We start from the raw sequence: 20,107 nt of genomic DNA, 5'->3' as shown, positions 1-20,107 counted from the left end.
TCAACAATTTGAGCAAACTCATCTAAATTATTTTATAATGACAGCTTACCCATTTAATCTTCAAACTCGGAGAAGCACGATATGTGTGGTGTATTAGGTTTGGTTAGTCATGAGCCGGTCAATCAGATGTTGTATGATGGTTTGCAGATGTTGCAACACCGTGGTCAGGACGCAGCAGGTATTGTTACTGCCGAAGGCAATATATTTCATATGCACAAGGGCAAAGGCATGGTGCGCGAAGTGTTCCGCACCCGCAATATGCGAGACTTGGTCGGTAATGCAGGCATTGCACATGTCCGCTATCCGACTGCAGGCAATGCGGGCAGCAGCGCAGAGGCTCAGCCGTTTTATGTCAGCTCCCCATTCGGCATTGTTTTGGCACACAACGGTAATCTGACCAATACTGAAGAGCTGTATGAAAACGTATGCAACAAACACCTGCGCCACGTTAATACCAGCTCCGATTCTGAAGTCCTACTCAATGTATTCGCGCACGAATTACGCCGCGAAGTCTCTAAAAATACAGCCCCTTATCAACTTACCATCGACAATATTTTCAACGCCGTTTCCGAAGTGCACCGTTTGGTGCGCGGCGCATACGGCGTAGTAGCCATGATTGCAGGATACGGCATGCTGGCTTTCCGAGATCCTTTCGGTATCCGTCCGTTGGTTTTGGGTTCGCAAATTGACGAATCCGGCAAAAAATCTTATGCTGTTGCCTCCGAATCCGTTGCTTTCAATGCGCTTGCCTATGATTTGGAACGCGATATCCAGCCGGGCGAAGCCGTATTTATTGGTTTTGACGGCACGATTATTTCCCGTCAATGCAGCGATAAAGCCAAATTAAGCCCTTGTCTTTTTGAATATGTTTATTTTGCCCGACCGGACTCCGTCATCGATGGCGTTTCCGTTTATCAGTCCCGTATGGATATGGGTGTATCTTTGGCAGAAAAAATCAAACGCGAGCTGCCTGTCGATGATATCGATGTCGTGATGCCGATTCCCGATACCAGCCGACCCAGCGCGATGGAGCTTGCCGTTCATCTCGAAAAACCTTACCGCGAAGGTCTGATTAAAAACCGCTATATCGGCCGCACCTTTATTATGCCCGGCCAAGCAACACGCAAAAAATCAGTGCGCCAAAAACTCAGCCCTATGGAAACCGAGTTTAACGGCAAAAGCGTTTTGTTGGTCGATGATTCCATCGTGCGCGGTACGACCAGCCGTGAAATCGTTGAAATGGTACGCGCGGCAGGCGCACGCAAAGTCTACATTGCTTCCGCTGCTCCCGAAGTGCGCTATCCGAATGTGTACGGTATCGATATGCCGACCCGTGAAGAACTGATTGCAAACGGCCGCAGCGCGGCAGAAATCGCAGCCGAGATTGGCGCAGACGGTATCGTCTTCCAAAACTTAGAAGACTTGGAAGCAGTAGTCAAAGCACTCAATCCAAAAATCGAATCCTTTGATTCTTCATGTTTCAACGGTGTTTATCAAACCGGCGATATCGATGAAGTGTATCTAAACCGTCTCTCTACCGAAAAATCAGGTTGTGGCGGCTTGAAAGTTCATCCAAGCAAAATGGAACACAGCATCAGTATCAGCGATAGCGATGATGATGAAGAATAAAGTAAATTGACTTACAATAAAGGCCGTCTGAAAATTAATGTTCAGACGGCCTTTAATTATGCTATAGACACATTATGAGTACCGAAACCAAAAATTACATCACACCTACCGGTTGGCAGGCATTGAAAGACGAACTTTATCATCTGGTCAACAAAGAACGCCCGGAAATCGTCCAAATCGTTAACTGGGCGGCAAGCAATGGCGACCGCAGCGAAAATGGCGACTATCTTTACGGCAAACGCCGTATGCGCGAAATCGACCGCCGTATCCGCTTCCTAACCAAACGCTTGGAAGCTGCCGTCGTCGTCGACCCTGAAGCGCGTGAAGCCACGGACCAGATTTTTTTCAGCGCCACCGTTGGTTTATTGCGCGGAGACGGTCGTGAACAAACCGTCAAAATCGTCGGCGTAGATGAAATCGATACCGCTAAAAACAAAATCTCATGGATTTCCCCTTTGGCTCGCAGCCTGATTAAAGCGCGCGAAGGAGATGAAGTTGTCTTAGATACACCGGAAGGACGTGAGATTATAGAGATTTTGTCGGTGGAATATATTAAGATTGACTGATTATGCGTGAATAAAAGCTATTAAGGCCGTCTGAAAAATATACTTTCAGACGGCCTTTTATTGGTTGTATCTACGTTTTTAAGATTTTCCGGCTTTATCTCCGATTTTGCTTTCTTTGCCTTGAATCAGGTTTTGAATATTGCTTTTATGGCGGTATAACACCAATGCGGCAATGAATACGGTTGCCCATGCCCAAGAGGCGTGTGGCATCATGAAGAAAGCGAAGATGGGTGCGCAGACGGTGGCGACCAGTGCGGCGAGGGAAGATACTTTGAAACCGAACGCCATGACCAGCCAAATCAAGGCGCAGAGCAGGGCGGTTGCGGGGGAGAGGGCGAGCAAAACGCCCAATGCGGTGGCTACGCCTTTGCCGCCTTTAAAATTGAAAAATATTGGCCACATATGGCCGACCAATGCGACGATGGCAACCAGTGCTATCGTTGCATCAGACAAATTTAAAGCATCTTGCAGACAGCGCGCCAAGATGACGGCAACCAAGCCTTTTACTGCATCACCGAGCAGGGTCAGTGCGGCTGCTTTTTTCTTACCGCTGCGCAAGACGTTGGTGGCACCGGGGTTGCCGGAGCCGTAAGTGCGCGGATCGTCTATGCCGTAATATTTTGATACGATGACGGCAAAAGACAGGGAGCCGATAAGATAGGCGGCAATAATGGCGAGTACATTGAACATTTTGGGTGCTTTACTTAAAATGGGAACGGTTATTCTATCAAAAAAACGGACAGGAAAATGGATAAAATCTTTTTGTACGGCATGAAGGCCGATACTTTAATCGGCGTATATGATTGGGAACGCGAGCGTAAACAGACTTTGATTTTGGATTTGGAAATCAGTGTTCCCGAGCGTACCGGCACGAGCGACGATATCGGCGACACCATCCATTATGGCGAAGTATGCGAAGTCGTACGCCGCAGCCTTGCCGAACAGGATTTTTTACTGTTGGAAACTTTAGCGGAACATATCGCCCAATTGATTTTAAATGATTTTGGTGCGGTCAAAGTACGCGTACGTATTGTGAAACCGGGTATCTTGCCCGATGTGGCGCAGGTCGGTATTGAGATTGAACGCACTCGGGAATAAACCATAAATATATAAATTTTTAGTTTTAAATAAAAAAGAAAACGTCATGATTGAACAAATATTGGGAAGTATGTCAGGTATATTTTGGATTTTTCTGATCATTATTCCTTTGCTTTTATTAAAAGCACTGTTGAGAAATCCTAAAATAAAGGGAAGCATGGGGGAAATAGCAGTTCGTTCTGTAATTGGAAAAAATTTAGATGAGAAAACTTATTTTGAGTTTCACGATTTAATTATTCCATCTCGAGATGGTACGACACAAATTGATCATATTTATGTCTCAATCTTTGGGATATTTGTGATAGAAACTAAAAATTACACAGGTTGGATTTTTGGTAGTGAAAAGCAATCTAAATGGACGCAAATAATCTATAAACAGAAACATTATTTTCAAAACCCGTTGCGTCAGAATTATGCTCATATCAAAGCATTGTCAGAACTATTGCAATTTCCTGAGGAGAAGTTTCATTCAATGGTAGTTTTCTTAGGTGATTGTGAGTTGAAATCGAAAATGCCACCAAATGTTTGCCGTATTAGGCAGGCGGCGGCTTATATTAAGAATTTTCAGACGGCATTATTGCTTCCTCATGAGGTAGAGGCAATAGTTGCTGTATTGTCTTCAAGTGACTACCAAGCAAATAGTGAAAAGCTGCGAACACATACGGAGCGTTTGCAACAACGACATCAGCGGTAAATATTAGAAAAGGCATCCTCTGAGTTTATTTTCTGTAAAATTTCAGACGGCCTTTAATATTTTAATAATTTGGAAATGAGGTAAAAAATGGATTTGAAAGAAACTAAATTAAGCAGTGAGCCAATCTACGAAGGTTCTTTTGTTACCATCAGCCGCGATCGGGTTCGCCTGCCCAACGGCAACGAAAGTCAACGGGTTGTGATCCGTCATCCGGGTGCTGCGTGTGTATTGGCTGAAACGGAAGACGGTAAAGTTGTTTTGGTACGCCAATGGCGTTATGCCGCCGATCAGGCGACGTTGGAATTGCCGGCGGGTAAATTGGATGTGGCGGATGAAGATCCTGCCGAATGCGCTTTGCGTGAGTTGGCGGAAGAAACGCCATATGTCGCCGACAGTGTCAAACTGTTGTACTCCTTTTATACCGCAGTCGGTTTTTGCGATGAAAAAATGTATCTCTACCAAGCGCAAGGCGTGCGTTTGGGTAGCGAGTTAAGCAATGATGAGGATGAAATTACAGAAACTGTCCTGATGAGCAAGGAAGAGGTGCGCAATGCATTGGCAAACGATGAAATCAAAGATGGTAAGACTTTGATTGGTTTGCAGTATTGGTTGACTCAGAATTGATATGTTAAGTAGAAAATCCTTGATGGATTTCTGAATACTTGAGCCTGATATTTAGATAATAAGGTTTCATACAAACATGACCGTCTGAAAAAGCTTTCAGACGGCCTTGTTTTATTTTGTAGCCGGATTTTAGCCTAATAAAGCCGGTGCGAACCGTGTGATCGTGTCGCGTAAAACGATGAGTTTGCCGTGGAAGAAGTGGGACGAACCGGCAATGGTCACAACAGGCAGGCCTTGGGGTTCTGCCCATGTCAGGGCTTTGTTGATTTCGACGACTTCGTCTTCCGCGCCATGAATCATTAATGTTTTGGCAACATCGGGAACGTCGGATGGTTCCGGGCGGTCGGTGTAGTGATGGACGGCTGCGCCCATCAGCAACAGTAAATCAGGCGTGCGTTCTTGGGCGGCAAAGGTGGAAACGTAGCCGCCGAATGAGAAACCTGCCAGGACGAATTGCGGTGCATCAGGATGTTGCGCACGGGCGTAGTCGATAACGGCAATGCAGTCTTGCGTTTCGCCGCGGCCGTAGTCGTGTTCGCCTTCGCTATTGCCTACGCCGCGCAAATTGGGCAGGTAGCAATGGAAGCCGAGTTGGCTGAGGGCTTTGGCGGCGGTTTGGATGACTTTGTTGGTGTTGGTGCCGCCTTGCAGGGGATTGGGGTGGTTGATGACGGCAACGCCGCGGGCGGATTCTTGTGTGCTTGGCAGGTAGATGGTTTCCAGCAAACCGGCCGGGCCGGGGATTTGAATGATGTCGGGTTTGAGCATGAGTGTGTCCTTGTTTGTTTTTTCAGACGGCATGAAGCGGTTTACAGATAAAAATTCTTGCCGTTGTTTTGATTGTTGGCTTTCAAATCAGCAAGCATCCGTTTGAAGTCCAAGCCGTATTTTTCGCTTAATTTTTCTGCACGTTTTTTCAGGTTGTCGAGATTTTGTTCTTTAGGGCTGCTTTGGAACGCCATGACCGCTACGTTACCGTGGCTTTCGGCAGGCAGCTCGAGCACGCGGCCGTCAAAGACGTTGAGCAGGCGTTCGACAAAGCGTTGATAACGCTGGTCGCCGCTCCACCAGTTGGTGACAAATACACCGTCTGGAGAGAGGGCGTTGCGGCAGTCTTGGAAGAAGGGCTCTTCCACTAAAGCATCGATAATCTGTTCGCCGTCAAAACCATCTACCAAAATCACATCAGTATTGTGGCGGAACACTTTAATATATTCCGCGCCATCTGCCTCGATAATTTCAAAATTTTCGCCTTCGTGCGGCAATTCAAATAGGCTGCGCGCCACGGCGATGACTTGCGGATTGATGTCAATGGCGGTTTGCTTGGTATCGGGCAGGTAGCTGTCTATCCAACGGGCAAACGAGCCGCCGCCCAAGCCGATTTGGGTGATGTGTTTGGGCGGGGTTTCTGCAAACAGCAGCCAACCCATCATGGCGCGGCTGTACGACAACACCAGCTCGGACGGATGATCGACATTCATGGAGCTTTGAATGGTGTCGCTGCCCAAGTGCAGAGAACGGATATTGCCTTCTTCGGAAATGCCGACTTCGGGCAGATGGGATTTGGCTGGGCGTAGGCGGCGGTAAGGATGGCGGGGCGGCATGGGCAAAGACGGAAAGATGTAGAAGGTGTTATTTTAACAGAAACCATGATGTTTTGCGCTGGAGCGGTTTTCAGACGGCCTTTGAGCGTGTTGAATTAAGAGGTAAGGTATTATTTAATTTTCTTTAAAATCATTGGTTTTTATAATTTCATGAGTAACTTTGTTTTAAAATGCTTGCCAAGATGGGAACTTATCGGCATAATGCCGACTTCCTTGCCGGTATAGCTCAGTTGGTAGAGCACCTGACTTGTAATCAGGGGGTCCCGAGTTCGACTCTTGGTGCCGGCACCAGTTAAAGACTGATGGTGCCGCAAGGCATTTCAGTAAGCCGGTATAGCTCAGTTGGTAGAGCACCTGACTTGTAATCAGGGGGTCCCGAGTTCGACTCTTGGTGCCGGCACCAATTAAAAGCCCGATTGTGAAAGCAGTCGGGCTTTTTGCTTATGCTTTGATATTTTAAAAGCAGACCTTATAATACCGCGTTTCCATTTATAACAAAGGGCTGCCCGTCGGGCAGAACACACAACACCATGATTACCGTAAACACTTTGCAAAAAATGAAAGCAGAGGGCGAGAAAATCGCCATGCTGACCGCTTATGAATCCAGCTTTGCCGCGCTAATGGACAATGCCGGCGTAGATGTACTGCTGGTCGGCGATTCTTTGGGCATGGCGGTGCAAGGTCGTCAGTCCACTTTGCCGGTGAGCTTGCAGGATATGTGCTACCACACTGAATGCGTGGCTCGCGGCACTCAAAATGCAATGATTGTCAGCGACTTGCCGTTTGGCGCGTATCAGCAGAGCAAAGAGCAGGCATTTGCGGCGGCGGCCGAATTGATGGCGGCCGGCGCGCATATGGTCAAACTCGAAGGCGGCGTCTGGATGGCGGAGACCACTGAATTTCTGCAAATGCGCGGCATTCCTGTTTGCGCGCACATCGGCCTGACCCCGCAATCCGTGTTTGCATTCGGCGGCTATAAAGTTCAAGGCCGCGGCGATAAGGCGGAAGCGTTGCTTAACGACGCCAAAGCGCATGATGAGGCAGGTGCGGCAATCGTATTGATGGAATGCGTTCCTGCAGAGTTGGCGAAAAAAGTAACCGAAACCGTTTCTTGCCCGACCATCGGTATTGGCGCAGGCGTGGATTGCGACGGTCAGGTTTTGGTGATGCACGATATGCTCGGCATTTTCCCCGGTAAAACCGCAAAATTCGTGAAAAACTTTATGCAGGGCAAAGACAGCGTTCAAGCTGCGGTCAAAGCCTATGTGAACGAAGTTAAAGCAAAAACGTTCCCGTCTGTCGAACATACGTTTGCCGGATAAAATAAAAACCAGGCCGTCTGAAACTTATTTCAGACGGCCTTTTTGATGAATAAAAGCGTATAATCGGCGCGTGATTTCCGTTGATGAAACGGCGGAAAAGATAAAGGATTTTTCAAACCATGCAAATTATTCATACGATTAAAGAATTGCGCGAGTGGCGCAAAACTGCCGGAAAAGTGGCATTTGTGCCGACCATGGGCAATCTGCACGAAGGCCATCTTGCGCTGGTGCGCGAAGCAAAAAAACGTGCCGATAACGTTGTGGTCAGTATTTTTGTCAACCGCCTGCAATTCGGACAAGGTGAAGATTTCGACAAATATCCGCGCACGTTGCAACAAGATGCCGACAAATTGGCAGGCGAGGGCGTTGCCGTCGTGTTTGCGCCTGATGAAAAAGAGCTGTATCCGAATGTGGAACAGCGTTTCAATGTCGAGCCTCCGCACCTGCAAAACGAATTGTGCGGTAAATTCCGTCCGGGCCATTTCCGCGGCGTTGCGACCGTTGTGACTAAGTTGTTCAATATTGTTCAACCCGATACCGCCTGTTTCGGCAAAAAAGACTATCAGCAGCTGGCGATTATCAAAGGCTTTGTTGAAGACTTGAATTTCAATATCGAAATCGTCCCGGTCGATACCGGCCGCGCTTCAGACGGCCTGGCACTTTCCAGCCGCAACCAATATTTGAGCGAAGCAGAGCGCGCAGAAGCGCCACGCCTCTATCAAGAGTTGCAAAACATTGCCGCAGCCCTGAAAAACGGCAATCTGGATTACGCCCAGCTTGAGGCCGAATGTATCCGCCGTTTGACCGATGCCGGCTGGGTGGTTGATTACGTTGAAATCCGCCATGCACACAGCCTGGCAGTGGCTCATGTCGGTGATAAAGAATTGGTGGTGCTTGCCGCCGCCCGTTTGGGTACCACGCGCCTGATTGATAATTTGGAAGTGGCTTTGGCTTAAAACCAAGCTGCTGTTAAAGGCCGTCTGAAACCTGTTTTTCAGACGGCCTTTTGTTACAATAACGCTTTTGCGTTTCTAAGGCTTTTCCATGTCTAAACCCACCGTCTCCCCGATGATGCAGCAGTATCTCGCCATCAAATCGCAACACGCCGACAAGCTGGTGTTTTACCGCATGGGCGATTTTTACGAGTTGTTTTTGGATGACGCAGTGGAGGCGGCAAAGCTGTTGGACATTACCCTGACCACGCGCGGGCAGATGGACGGCGTGCCGATTAAGATGGCGGGTGTGCCGTTTCATGCGGCGGAGCAGTATCTGGCGCGACTGGTTAAAATGGGCAAAAGCGTGGCGGTGTGCGAGCAGGTGGGCGAAGTCGGCGCGGGTAAAGGGCCGGTGGAGCGCAAAGTCGTGCGCATCGTTACGCCCGGCACGCTGACCGACGCGGCATTTTTGGAAGACAAGGAAACCAACCGCATCGCGGCGGTGAACGCGGATAAAAAACACATCGCCATCGCGTGGGCATCTTTGCAAAGCGGCGAATTCAAAACCAAGCTGACGACGGCGGACAAACTCGCTGACGAGCTGGCGCGTTTGCAGGCGGCGGAAATCCTGTTGCCCGAAGGCAAAAACCTTCCTGACGGTTTTCAGGCAACCTCCGCCAACATCACACGCCTGAACTCATGGCAGTTTGCCGCCGACGCGGGCGCGAAATTGTTGACCGAATACTTCGGCTGCCAAGACCTGCACGGCTTCGGTTTGGACGGCAAAGAACACGAAGCCGCCGTCGGTGCGGCGGGTGCGCTGTTGAACTACATCCGCCTGACGCAAAACCTGATGCCGCAACACCTCGACGGCATTTCGCTCGAAACCGACAGCCAATATATCGGCATGGACGCCGCCACGCGCCGTAATCTTGAAATCACGCAAACTCTCTCCGGCAAAAAATCGCCGACCCTGTTTTCCATACTCGACGGCTGCGCCACCCACATGGGCAGCCGCCTCTTGGCACTCTGGCTGCACCACCCCTTACGCAGTCGCGCCCACATCCGCGCCCGCCAAGAAGCTGTTGCCGCGCTGGATTCACAATACGAAACCCTGCAAGGTCGTCTGAAAAACATCGCAGACATCGAACGCATCGCCGCCCGCATCGCCGTCGGCAACGCCCGCCCGCGCGACCTAGCTGTCCTGCGCGACAGCTTGTTTGCCATGTCCGAAATCGAATTGTCCGCCGAGGGCAGCAGTCTCTTAGAAACCCTCAAAGCCGTTTTCCCCGAAACACTGCCCGTTGCCGAAACCCTCAAAGCCGCCGTAATGCCCGAACCCGCCGTCTGGCTCAAAGACGGCGGCGTCATCAACCAAGGCTATTCCACAGAACTCGACGAGTTGCGCCACATACAAAACCACGGCGACGAATTCCTGCTCGAGCTTGAAGCGCGCGAACGTGAACGCACCGGTCTTTCCACCCTCAAAGTCGAGTTCAACCGCGTCCACGGCTTCTACATCGAGTTATCCAAAGTTCAAGCCGAACAAGCCCCCGCCGACTACCAACGCCGCCAGACCCTCAAAAACGCCGAACGCTTCATCACCCCCGAACTAAAAACCTTCGAAGACAAAGTTCTGACCGCGCAAGAGCAAGCATTGGCATTGGAAAAACACCTGTTTGAAGCCCTGTTGAAAGAAGTTCAGACGGCCTTGCCGCAGCTTCAGAAAGCAGCCAAAGCCGCGGCTGCCCTCGACGTACTTTCTACGTTTGCCGCCATTGCCGCCGAACGCGGCTTCGTTTGTCCTGAGTTCGCCGACTACCCCGTCATCCATATCGAAAACGGCCGCCATCCCGTCGTCGAGCAACAAGTGCGCCACTTTACCGCCAACCACACCCGCCTCGACCACAAACACCGCCTCATGCTCCTGACCGGCCCCAACATGGGCGGTAAATCCACTTACATGCGCCAAGTCGCCCACATCGTCCTCATGGCGCACACCGGCAGCTTCGTGCCTGCCAATTCAGCCCAAATCGGCCCCATCGACCAAATCTTCACCCGCATCGGCGCATCGGACGATTTAGCCTCCAACCGCTCCACCTTCATGGTTGAAATGAGCGAAACCGCCTACATCCTCCACCACGCCACCGAGCAATCCCTCGTCCTCATGGACGAAGTCGGTCGCGGCACTTCGACTTTTGACGGCCTCGCCCTTGCCCAAGCCATTGCCGAACATTTGCTGCAAAAAAACAAATCCTTCAGCCTCTTTGCCACCCACTATTTTGAGCTGACCAAATTGCCTGAAGCCCACGCAACGGCAGTTAATATGCACCTCTCCGCGCTTGAGCAAGGACAGGACATCGTCTTCCTCCACCACATCGAACCCGGCCCCGCCAGCAAAAGCTACGGTATCGCCGTTGCCAAACTCGCCGGCCTGCCCAACCGCGCTTTGAAGGCGGCTCAAAAGCATTTAAACGATTTGGAAAACCAAGCCGCCGCCAACCGTCCGCAGTTGGATATTTTCAGCGCCATGCCGTCTGAAAATGGGGCAGATGAGGAAGGGAAAACACAAGAAATTGAACCTGTTGATAATTTTCAGACCAATGAATTGGCTGAAGCTTTGGCGCAAATTCAGCCCGACAACCTCACGCCGCGCGAAGCCTTGGATGCCTTGTATCGCTTGAAAGATATCTGCAATAAGGTGTCGTAAATAACGTAAAGGCCGTCTGAAACAGGAGAAACATATAATGAGTTTTGCTGACATTACCGTGGTTGGTATTACCGGCGCAGATTCTTATACCGAGGGCACGATGTATGCCGTTGCCCGCAGCTGTGCCGAATTGCCAGGAAGCCGTGGATTGCTGATCAGCCCGAGCTGTCCGCAAGGTTTGCCGGAAAATATCCGACATCAGCCTTGCCGGAAATTCGGTTATCTGGAATACAATCTGTTTGTTTTGTACCAACTGATGTATTACATTGATACGGATTATTGTTTGATTGTTCAAAATGATGGCTGGGTGTTGAACGGTCAAAACTGGCAGGATGCCTATCGGGAATATGACTATATCGGCGCACCTTTGCCGATTTTGTTGGAAACTGAAGCTGACGGGCAGTTTTTCCTGAAGGGAACCGACCAATATTTGGCCAAACAACATCTGATTCAGACTTCTCCGAATTTGGACGAGCCGCAGAACGGCGGTTTCAGCCTGCGCAGCAAGCGGCTTTTAACCATGCCGCGACAACTGGGTTTAAATGTAGAAATCCGACCGCCTTTGCCGCCGAAAGACGAGAAAATTGCCGATATGGAATGGCTGGTACGGTTGCACCACGAAGATATGTTTTTGACGGCGCAACATCGTTATAGATTGCAGGACTTGGGTTTGAAATTCGCGCCTCCGAATATTGCTACACAATTTTCTTCAGAAGTACCGTTTATCAATCAAATGAGGAATGTCCCTTTAGAGCGTGTCTTTGGGGCGCATTGGATGGGCAATGTGGTCTTGACCGGCTGCAACCGTGTCCGGTTTGCCCAATTGAATGAGGATAAATTGGAAACATTCTCCCGTTTTTTTAGAAATTTGGGTTATGAATTAGAATAAATGAAGGCCGTCTGAAAGTTCAGACGGCCTTTTTTAATGGCTGTTAATGTTGATGATGGTGGGCATGGCGTGCAGCCGCGCGTTTGGTACCGACAGGCACAATCAGCGTTGCGTAAGTATTGTCTTTCTGACATACGCTTTTATCGCCGTAATCGGTCTCGTTCACGACTTTGATTTTCCACAAGCCGTCAATCAACGTAATCACATTGACCACGCCGTTTTTATCGGTTTTGCCGGAGAAGCCTTGAGGCTCGCGGTGGTCATGGGTTGATTCCAAGTCCATTTCGGCCAAAGTGTCCGAGCTGGCGGTAACGGTGGCTTTAACCAAAGGCTCGCCTTTGTACAGGACTTTGACCGGCAAAATGCCGCCGGCTTTGACTTCGTTCGGATTTTGCAGCGGAACCAGTTCCAGCTCTTGGCCGATAGGGCGGGTCAATACCGCTTCATCGACTGCGCCGTTGCCCACTTGGACAAAGCTTTTGCCGAACATTTGTGCCTGTTCGCAATAGGTGGCACCGGCCAGTTGTTTTAAGGTTTGCTGTTTCCAGCCATCTTTGTTTTTCGACCAGAAAGTAGGCTTGTAGGTTGCGCTGACCCAGTAGGAACCTTCAGGCAAAGCAGCTCTGGAAACGTATTGATAGTTTTCGCCTTTATTTACCAAATCAACGGTTTTCTTTGAGCTGTCGGTCAATTGCAGCGGTTTGAAAATATGCACGCGGTCGTCGGCGATTTTTTCGACATTGGGGAAGTCATGGCTGTAACCCAAATCTGCATACAGGATTTTACCGGCAGGCTGATGTGCCGGAGCGGCCACCCAAACATCGTGCGCCTGCGCCACTGCGCCCAATCCCAGCAATCCTAAAAGCATCCATTGTTTCATAGTTTCTACACTCCATTTTGTTGTTGAATGAAAGGCCTTGTATTTTGGCGAGTAGAAACATTACTCTTATTTGCATTTTTTGTAAATACAAAGGATTAGATTTTTTAATTATAAATAATTATTTATATTGGATTTTCAGACGGCCTGACGTATTGGGCAATGCTGTTTGCAACGTATGTTTATCTTGTATAAATAGCTGCTTTAATCTTTATCTGATTGATGTATATATAATTTATCGTAATGCTTATCTGTGTGGGCATTTTTTCCCAACTTCCGCCCGGATTGTATATAACCAAAACTGATAAACGCGAAAGCAAACATTATTTCCAGTTTGCATCCAATCCCGATAAAGTGCTCCCATATTTTTAACAGGAGCCGACCATGAATATCCGTACGCTTTCTTTTGCCGCTTTGACCGCCGCGCTGGCTTTGAGCGCGTGCTCGCCAAAAACCGAACAATCCGCCGACAATGCCTCTCAAGCTGCCGGAGGTAAGGGGGGCGAAGTTAAATTGCTGAATGTCTCCTACGATGTCGCCCGCGATTTTTATAAAGAATACAATCCTTTATTTGTCAAAGAGTTTGCCGCAAAAAACGGCGGGCAGTCGGTTGAAGTCCAACAGTCGCACGGCGGCTCCAGCAAGCAGGCTTTGGCTGTCGCCAATGGTTTGGCTGCCGATGTGGTGACCATGAACCAGACTTCCGATATCGAGCTTTTGGTGAAAAAAGGTTTGGTCAAAGCCGATTGGAACACACGCCTGCCGGATAATGCCGTGCCTTATACCAGCAACGTTGTTTTCTTGGTACGCAAAGGTAATCCAAAACACATCCAAGACTGGGGCGATTTGGCCAAAGACGGCGTGCAAATCGTTTTGGCCAACCCGAAAACCACCGGCAACGGCCGCTACGCCTTTTTGGGTGCGTACGGTTATGGTTTGAAAGTGAATAACGGCGATGAAGGCAAAACCAAAGATTTTGTGGCCGCATTGCTGAAAAACACGCCTGTGTTTGAAAACGGTGGCCGTGCGGCAACGACGACCTTCAGCCAACGCAATATCGGCGATGTTTTGGTTACCTTTGAAAATGAGGCCAACTACGTCAGCAAAAAGCTGACCCAAGACCAATTTGAAATTGTCTACCCAAGCTACACCATTCTTTCCGAAGCGCCGGTTGCTGTCGTGGACAGCGTAGTCGATAAAAAAGGCACACGCGCCGCTGCCGAAGCCTATCTGCAAAACCTCTGGAGCGAACCGGCCCAAGAGTTGGCCGCCAATCTTTACCTGCGTCCGCGCAATGCCGAAGTATTGGCGAAACACAAAGCCGATTTCCCTGAGATTGAGACGTTTAATCCGAATGAGAAATTTGGCTCGTGGGAAGAAATCATGAAAAAATTCTTTGCCGATGGTGGATTGTTTGACCAGCTTTCCAGTAAAAAATAAGGCTTGAATATAGAGGCCGTCTGAAACTTCAGACGGCCTTTTGTTACAATAAGCCTTTTCCTTATCCATCTTTTCCCATGTCTCAACGCAAAATCATCCATATCGATATGGACGCATTCTACGCTTCGGTAGAACTGCGCGAGCAGCCGCACCTGAAAGGGCTACCCCTCGTTGTGGCGTGGGACGGTACGCGGTCGGTTATTTGTGCCGCTTCTTATGAGGCGCGCAAATTCGGTTTGCACTCGGCCATGTCGGTGGCGACGGCGAAAAGGCTGTGTCCGCAGGCGGTGTTTGTGCCGCCGCATTTCGATTTGTACCGTCAAGTGTCGGCGCAGATTCATGCCATGTTTCGGCGTTATACCGATTTGATCGAGCCTTTGTCTTTGGATGAGGCCTATTTGGATGTTACCCGAAATTTTGAAAATATCCCGTACGCTAGCGAGGTAGCCAAACGTATTCGTGCCGAAATTTTTGAAGAAACCGGTTTGACCGCCTCCGCAGGCATCGCGCCCAATAAGTTTTTGGCCAAAATCGCTTCCGACTGGCGCAAGCCGAACGGGCAGTTTGTGTTGCCGCCGCAAAAAATCATGGCGTTTTTGGAGAGCCTGCCGTTGGGTAAGATTCCCGGTGTCGGCAAAGTCACGCTGAAAAAGATGAATGCCCTCGGTATGCAAACCGCCGGCGATTTGCGCCGTTTTGAGCGCGGCGAACTTTTAAACCATTTCGGCCGCTACGGCTACCGCCTTTACGATTTGGCACGCGGTATCGACGAGCGGCCGGTCAAAGCCGAACGCGAACGCCTGCAAATCTCAACCGAAATCACCTTGCCCGAAGATTTGTCTTTGGAACAGGCTTCAAGCCATTTGCCGCACCTTGCCGAAGACCTTTGGCGGCAAATCGAACGCAAAAACGTCGAAGCCAAAGGCGTTACCCTCAAACTCAAAACCCACGATTTCCGCATTATTACGCGTTCGCTGACGTATTCTTCCGTCCTTCCCGACAGTGCTTCGCTGCTTCAGGCGGCGCATACTTTGCTGCAGCGCATACCGCCGCAACGCGAAGATGCCTTCCGCCTGATCGGTATCGGCGTGAGTCATTTGTTGCCGAAAAACCAGCAGCAGACGCTTTGGTTATAAAGAAATAGAAAAGCATTCTTTCCGTTTGAAGATAGGGCGCTGGACAATATCGTTCCATAACCATATCGACAGCCGTTTTAACAGGCCGTCTGAAAATTATTAGGAACAACCAGCCATGTCTTTATTCCGCCCTCAATTCTGGAAAATCCCCGAAATCAGCGATGACGAACGCCGCCGCCTGCCTGAGTTGGCGGCTGCTTTGGAGCACCGTTTGCAAGACATTGCCGCACGCTATCCGCAAGCCGTCTTCGCATCCAGTCTTGCGGTTGAAGATATGGTCATTACCGATGCCGTGTGCCGTCTGAAACTGCCCATACGCATCATCACGCTCAATACGGGCAAACTCAATCCCGAAACCGCCGCGCTGATTGCCGAAACCAATGCGCGCTATCAAACCGAATTGGAAGTGTTTTATCCCAACCAGCAAACCGCCGATGAATTTGAAGAGGAATTCGGCACGACCGCCATGTACGACAGCGTCGAGTTGCGCCGCCGTTGCTGCCATATCCGCAAAATCGAACCGCTTAACCGCGCTTTGCACAACGCCCCCGCATGGCTGACCGGACAACGCCGCAGCCAGTCGGAAACGCGCAGCGAATTGAATTTTGAAGAGCTGGATACGGGTCGCAACATCGCCAAATTCAATCCTATTTTCGATTGGGAAGAGCAGGATGTTTGGGCATATGCGCACGAGCACCAAGTTCCGCTCAATGCGCTTTATCATCAGGGCTATCCCAGTATTGGGTGCGAACCCTGCACGCGTCCGGTCAAGTTGGGCGAGAATATCCGCGCCGGGCGATGGTGGTGGGAAAGCAAAGACAGTAAGGAGTGCGGTTTGCACAAATAATCAAAGGCCGTCTGAAAACGTTTCAGACGGCCTTTTTGACGATTTAACAAAATGATTTATCAGGAATTTGTTTTCCGCTCAACGAAAGTAGAGAGCAGGGCAGTATCGATGTCCCATTTCCAAATGCCTTGTTCCGAGCCGTCCATGCCGCGCAGGAAGAGGTAGCGGATGGCGATTTTAGGCAACGGCTTGCCGCGCAGGGCATAGTAGCGCGCAATGGCAACGGCGTAGATTAGGGCTTGCAGGTAGTAGTGATGATGCGCCACGGCTTCGTTCATCTCCTGTTGCGTGTAGGCGCTTGCATCGTTGCCCAAATGGTTGGATTTATAGTCGATTAAAACGACATTGCCGTCTGAATCTTGGCAAACCATATCGATAAAGCCGTTTAAATAGCCTTGCAAATCATGGAAATCAAGTAGTTGCGCGGCTTGGACGCATTCAGGCGGCAGGTTTGCTTCGCTTGAGGCAAACCAACGGCGCAAGTCGTCCAGTTTGAAATCGTCCATGTACAGGGTGAACCCCATTTCGGGCAGGCGTTGGGCCGGCGGAATCTGCGACAGGCTCTCGTTGATTAAAGGTGTCAGGCGGCAGGTGTCAAGCATGGCACTTACCGTTGGCAGCCATTTGTCTTCAAAGCTGTGGCGTTGCAGAACTTCGGCAATCATTTCGGATTGGCTCTCGGCAGAGGCGGCGAAGTCGAGTTTTTCCAACATTTCATGCAAACATACGCCGGCATTGGTGCCGCGGGGGAAATGGTGGATATCGAGGCCGTCTGAAAGTGGGGGCGGCAGGTTTTCAGACGGCATGGCACGGTCTGCGCTTTCTGCCGGATCGATGGCAGGTTGCAAAGGCTCGTGTTGTTCGTCGGTTGACTTGGTGTGCCGGCTCAAACCGGTAAAGCTGGTGTGGCGGATAAAGTCAAAATTGCGGCGTTTAATGCTATGTGCGCTCAAGGCTTGGTCTTGCTGGCGACTGTATTGGTAGACGGTTTCTGGCGGGGCTTCTTCCGTGAAGGCAAACTCCGTATTTTCGGGCGCGTTTGTGATAAAGCGTTGCCAGTTGGTTTTGAGCATTTCCACAACGTCTGTCGCGCTTTTATAGCTTTGGCTGACGCTTTCACGGCCGGCATCCGGCAAACCTTCGAGCAGATAGGCAAAAGGATTATTTGGCGTACAGTTTTTGTTGGCGGCAACGTAGATGTTGAGCTGTTCTTCGGCGCGGGTAAGGGCGACATAGAGCAGACGCAAATCTTCAGCCGTCTTTTCGTCGGCAAGATGGCTTAGTTCTGCTTCCGAGGTTTGCGATTTTGCCAGCAGCTCGGTTTCGTGGTTTTCAGTATGCAGGATTTTCCAGTTTTCTTTGGAATTGTCTTTGGTATCCCACGCGAAGGGGCAGTACACTAAAGGATATTGCAAACCTTTCGATGCGTGCATTGTAACGATTTTGACCAATTTTTCGTCGCTTTCAAGACGGATGGTTTGCGCATCTGACGGGAAATGGCCGCTGCGTGCACGGCTGATTTGTTCGTTTAACCATTTATGCAGGGCGGCAGGGTTGCGGCTTTGACTGTCTTCTTCGGCCAAAAGCTCCAGAATTTGGTAGTAGTTGGTCAGGCTGCGCTCGTTGCCGCCCTTGAGTAGGCGTGTTTCGATATCATGTAGGGCGGCAAACTGCTGCACGGCGGCAAAAATGCCACCTTTCCGCCATTTTTCCATGGCCTCGGCAGATGACTCCAGCCATTTCAGCAGCTGGTGTTCGTTGTGGTTGAGTTCGTAAATCTCTTTGGCGGTATAGCCGAACAAAACGCCGGTCAAGACAAAGCGCAGCCAGTCGGTTTGCCTTGGGTTGAGCCAAAAGCCGATCAGCGCGGACAGAGAGTCTGCCTCGGCAGAATCGAAAACGGACTGGCGCGACAGCAACACGCTTTGGATACGGCGCTGTTTCAGTTTCCCTGCAATCATCGCCGCTTCGTTGTTGGTGCGCACCAAGACGGCAATATCGCCGGATTCCAACGCGCGGCCTTTGAAGTTCAGACGGCCTTCGGCTGCTTCATTGAGCGCAAAGGCAATTTCATCGGCGCAATATTCGGCGGCACGGACGCGCAAAATCTCTTTGCCGGTTTGGTCGTCCGTATTGAGCCAGCGCACTTGGATGGCAGGGCGGTGTGGCGACAGCCGGCTTTCGGCGCGGCTGGCGGAGACATCGCTGTAATCGATGTTTTCCAATACGAATGGATGTTTTTTTTGTTTGAACAAGGCGCTGATGCCGTTAATCAGCTTGGCATGGCTGCGGTAGTTGACGGCGAGGGTGTAATGCCTGTCCGCATCTTGTGCGGCTTGCAGATAGGCGTAAATGTCCGCACCGCGAAAGCTGTAAATCGCCTGCTTGGGGTCTCCAACGAGAAACAGCGGGCAGCCTTGTTCGATAAAAATTTGGCGGAAAATTTCGTATTGCAGCGGGTCGGTATCTTGGAATTCGTCAATCAGCGCGATTTCCCAGTTTGCCGCCGCCGCTTTTGCCAACGCGTTGCCGTGTTCATTGGTGGTCAATGCCTGATGGACATCCAGCAGCAAATCGTCAAACACGCGCTCGCGGCGTGATTTTTTTTGTTCGGCAATGGATTGGTTGATGTAGGAAAGGAGGTCGAGTTGCAGGCAGATGAAGACTGCTTCTTCTGCACTTTCCATTGCCTGCAAATCACGACCGAGATTAGCCAAGGCTTGCAGCTGAATAATTTCCGGCGCATCGGCATCGGCTTTATATTCTTTTTTCAGTTTACTGTTGAGCGTGTCGATATTGAAGAGGCTTAATTTTTTTAGTGTTTCTTTGCTCAGGCGGGGCAGACGGTTGGATTCAGTGTTTGTTTTTAAATCGGTAAAAACATTTTCAAAGGTTTTTCTTTTGTAGGTTTGGCCGTTAAGTTTGGGCAAGATTGTCCAAAACGCTTTTTCCAAGTCTTCCAACTGGTTGCAAATTTTTTCCCATGTTTCTTGAAGGTTGGCTTGGGCTTCTTTCAAATCGCCTTCAGGCCGTCTGAATTTCAGATAGGGGCGGCCGGTATAGCTTTTGATTTCGGCAAGCATTTCTTCGGGCGTGCATTTCCGGTCAAAAACCAATTGTGCCAATGTGGCATCGGTTGCCACTCTCTGCCGCCAAAAGTCTTGCGCAGGAATCAGCAGCCTCTCGCGCGAGTCGTCCGACAGTTCGACATCCAAAGGCGCGCCGCACAAAAACGCGTAATCGCGCAAGACGCGCTGACAGAAGCCGTGGATGGTGTAAATCGATGCGTTGTCAAACTGGCTCAGGGCGGCTTTGAGGCGGAGAATCAGGCGATGGCAGCTTTCCTGTCCGTCTTGCTCGCCTAAAGCCAAAGGAATCAATCGATTGAGAAAGTCATCGGGGGATTTTTTCTCTTTTTCGTAATATTTGTTCAGGCCGTCTGAAATATGTTCCGGCTCGCCGCCCAAGGTTTGAATTTCGTTCAAAACCTGCAACACTTCGTCCAAACGCGCGCGCAAACGGGTTTTCAGTTCTGCCGTCGCCGCTTTGGTAAAGGTAACGACCAGAATTTTCTCGATGTCTTTTTTTTCTAAAACAATCAGTCGGGTAAAAAGCGCGGCAATGCCGTAGGTTTTACCCGTACCGGCAGAAGCTTCGATGAGGTTGGTACCGTCGATGGAAAGTGTGAGCGCGTCAAAAGGAAGGGCGGAAGACATGGTGGGAACGGAATAATATT

General features: G+C 50.1%; 17 protein-coding genes and 2 tRNA genes. 14 read left to right on the top strand and 5 right to left on the bottom strand.

Features of this window, described 5'->3' with window-relative positions:
* Positions 1–81 precede the first annotated feature (81 nt).
* Positions 82–1,629 (top strand): amidophosphoribosyltransferase, encoded by a 1,548-nt coding sequence (gene purF / locus ACTHR7_RS00755; protein ID WP_107867536.1) that lies wholly within the window; start codon positions 82–84, stop codon positions 1,627–1,629.
* Positions 1,630–1,703: 74 nt separating this feature from the next.
* The gene (gene greB, locus ACTHR7_RS00750) at positions 1,704–2,195 is read left to right on the top strand and encodes a transcription elongation factor GreB (protein ID WP_070608176.1); all 492 of its coding nucleotides are present in this window, start codon (positions 1,704–1,706) and stop codon (positions 2,193–2,195) included.
* Between the two features lie 78 nt (positions 2,196–2,273).
* On the opposite strand, the gene plsY is transcribed toward greB, so the two are convergent.
* Complete coding sequence (gene plsY / locus ACTHR7_RS00745) at positions 2,274–2,885, bottom strand: glycerol-3-phosphate 1-O-acyltransferase PlsY (protein ID WP_440370150.1); 612 nt, start codon at positions 2,883–2,885, stop codon at positions 2,274–2,276.
* A gap of 57 nt (positions 2,886–2,942) precedes the next feature.
* Here plsY and folB point away from each other — a divergent pair, with 57 nt between their 5' ends.
* From folB to ACTHR7_RS00730, 3 genes are all read left to right on the top strand, one after another.
* Complete coding sequence (gene folB / locus ACTHR7_RS00740) at positions 2,943–3,293, top strand: dihydroneopterin aldolase (protein WP_101755600.1); 351 nt, start codon at positions 2,943–2,945, stop codon at positions 3,291–3,293.
* Positions 3,294–3,339: 46 nt separating this feature from the next.
* Positions 3,340–3,987 (top strand): nuclease-related domain-containing protein, encoded by a 648-nt coding sequence (locus tag ACTHR7_RS00735; protein ID WP_107857182.1) that lies wholly within the window; start codon positions 3,340–3,342, stop codon positions 3,985–3,987.
* A gap of 87 nt (positions 3,988–4,074) precedes the next feature.
* Positions 4,075–4,611, top strand: coding sequence for an NUDIX hydrolase (locus tag ACTHR7_RS00730; protein ID WP_070646807.1), 537 nt, complete (start codon positions 4,075–4,077; stop codon positions 4,609–4,611).
* A 129-nt stretch (positions 4,612–4,740) separates the two neighbouring features.
* On the opposite strand, the gene ACTHR7_RS00725 is transcribed toward ACTHR7_RS00730, so the two are convergent.
* Complete coding sequence (locus ACTHR7_RS00725; RefSeq protein WP_150537500.1) at positions 4,741–5,379, bottom strand: alpha/beta hydrolase; 639 nt, start codon at positions 5,377–5,379, stop codon at positions 4,741–4,743.
* 41 nt (positions 5,380–5,420) lie between these two features.
* Positions 5,421–6,215, bottom strand: a complete 795-nt coding sequence (locus ACTHR7_RS00720) for a polyamine aminopropyltransferase (RefSeq protein WP_107810602.1) — start codon at positions 6,213–6,215, stop codon at positions 5,421–5,423.
* Between the two features lie 215 nt (positions 6,216–6,430).
* Here ACTHR7_RS00720 and ACTHR7_RS00715 point away from each other — a divergent pair.
* The 6 genes from ACTHR7_RS00715 to ACTHR7_RS00690 all read left to right on the top strand — a co-directional run bounded on the left by ACTHR7_RS00715 (position 6,431) and on the right by ACTHR7_RS00690 (position 12,071).
* Positions 6,431–6,506 (top strand) — tRNA-Thr (locus ACTHR7_RS00715).
* A gap of 36 nt (positions 6,507–6,542) precedes the next feature.
* Positions 6,543–6,618: transfer RNA gene (locus tag ACTHR7_RS00710), tRNA-Thr, on the top strand.
* Positions 6,619–6,745: 127 nt separating this feature from the next.
* Complete coding sequence (panB, locus tag ACTHR7_RS00705) at positions 6,746–7,537, top strand: 3-methyl-2-oxobutanoate hydroxymethyltransferase (RefSeq protein WP_107810601.1); 792 nt, start codon at positions 6,746–6,748, stop codon at positions 7,535–7,537.
* Positions 7,538–7,656: 119 nt separating this feature from the next.
* Positions 7,657–8,493, top strand: a complete 837-nt coding sequence (gene panC / locus ACTHR7_RS00700) for a pantoate--beta-alanine ligase (protein WP_070824223.1) — start codon at positions 7,657–7,659, stop codon at positions 8,491–8,493.
* A gap of 88 nt (positions 8,494–8,581) precedes the next feature.
* Entirely contained in the window at positions 8,582–11,182 is a 2,601-nt protein-coding gene (gene mutS / locus ACTHR7_RS00695) for a DNA mismatch repair protein MutS (RefSeq protein WP_440370149.1), read from the top strand.
* 37 nt (positions 11,183–11,219) lie between these two features.
* A complete protein-coding gene (locus ACTHR7_RS00690) occupies positions 11,220–12,071 on the top strand; it encodes a DUF5672 family protein (protein WP_440370148.1) in 852 nt (283 codons plus the stop codon).
* Positions 12,072–12,114: 43 nt separating this feature from the next.
* Here the strand turns inward: ACTHR7_RS00690 and ACTHR7_RS00685 are convergent, their stop codons facing one another.
* The gene (locus ACTHR7_RS00685) at positions 12,115–12,951 is read right to left on the bottom strand and encodes a DUF4198 domain-containing protein (RefSeq protein ID WP_440370147.1); all 837 of its coding nucleotides are present in this window, start codon (positions 12,949–12,951) and stop codon (positions 12,115–12,117) included.
* Positions 12,952–13,338: 387 nt separating this feature from the next.
* On the opposite strand from ACTHR7_RS00685, the gene ACTHR7_RS00680 reads away from it, so the two are divergent.
* The 3 genes from ACTHR7_RS00680 (at position 13,339) to ACTHR7_RS00670 (ending at position 16,371) form a co-directional block, all read left to right on the top strand.
* Complete coding sequence (locus tag ACTHR7_RS00680; RefSeq protein WP_188209554.1) at positions 13,339–14,388, top strand: sulfate ABC transporter substrate-binding protein; 1,050 nt, start codon at positions 13,339–13,341, stop codon at positions 14,386–14,388.
* A gap of 77 nt (positions 14,389–14,465) precedes the next feature.
* The gene (gene dinB / locus ACTHR7_RS00675) at positions 14,466–15,524 is read left to right on the top strand and encodes a DNA polymerase IV (RefSeq protein ID WP_440370146.1); all 1,059 of its coding nucleotides are present in this window, start codon (positions 14,466–14,468) and stop codon (positions 15,522–15,524) included.
* 115 nt (positions 15,525–15,639) lie between these two features.
* Complete coding sequence (locus tag ACTHR7_RS00670; RefSeq protein WP_070646814.1) at positions 15,640–16,371, top strand: phosphoadenylyl-sulfate reductase; 732 nt, start codon at positions 15,640–15,642, stop codon at positions 16,369–16,371.
* 59 nt (positions 16,372–16,430) lie between these two features.
* On the opposite strand, the gene recB is transcribed toward ACTHR7_RS00670, so the two are convergent.
* Positions 16,431–20,087 (bottom strand): exodeoxyribonuclease V subunit beta, encoded by a 3,657-nt coding sequence (recB, locus tag ACTHR7_RS00665; protein WP_440370145.1) that lies wholly within the window; start codon positions 20,085–20,087, stop codon positions 16,431–16,433.
* Positions 20,088–20,107: the final 20 nt, after the last annotated feature.

This window comes from Neisseria sp. P0007.S010, from assembly GCF_051962875.1.
Classification (GTDB): Bacteria; Pseudomonadota; Gammaproteobacteria; order Burkholderiales; family Neisseriaceae; genus Neisseria; species Neisseria subflava_A.
The sequence above is the reverse complement of the archived record's forward strand: the minus strand, read 5'-3'. Positions and strand labels throughout refer to the sequence as shown.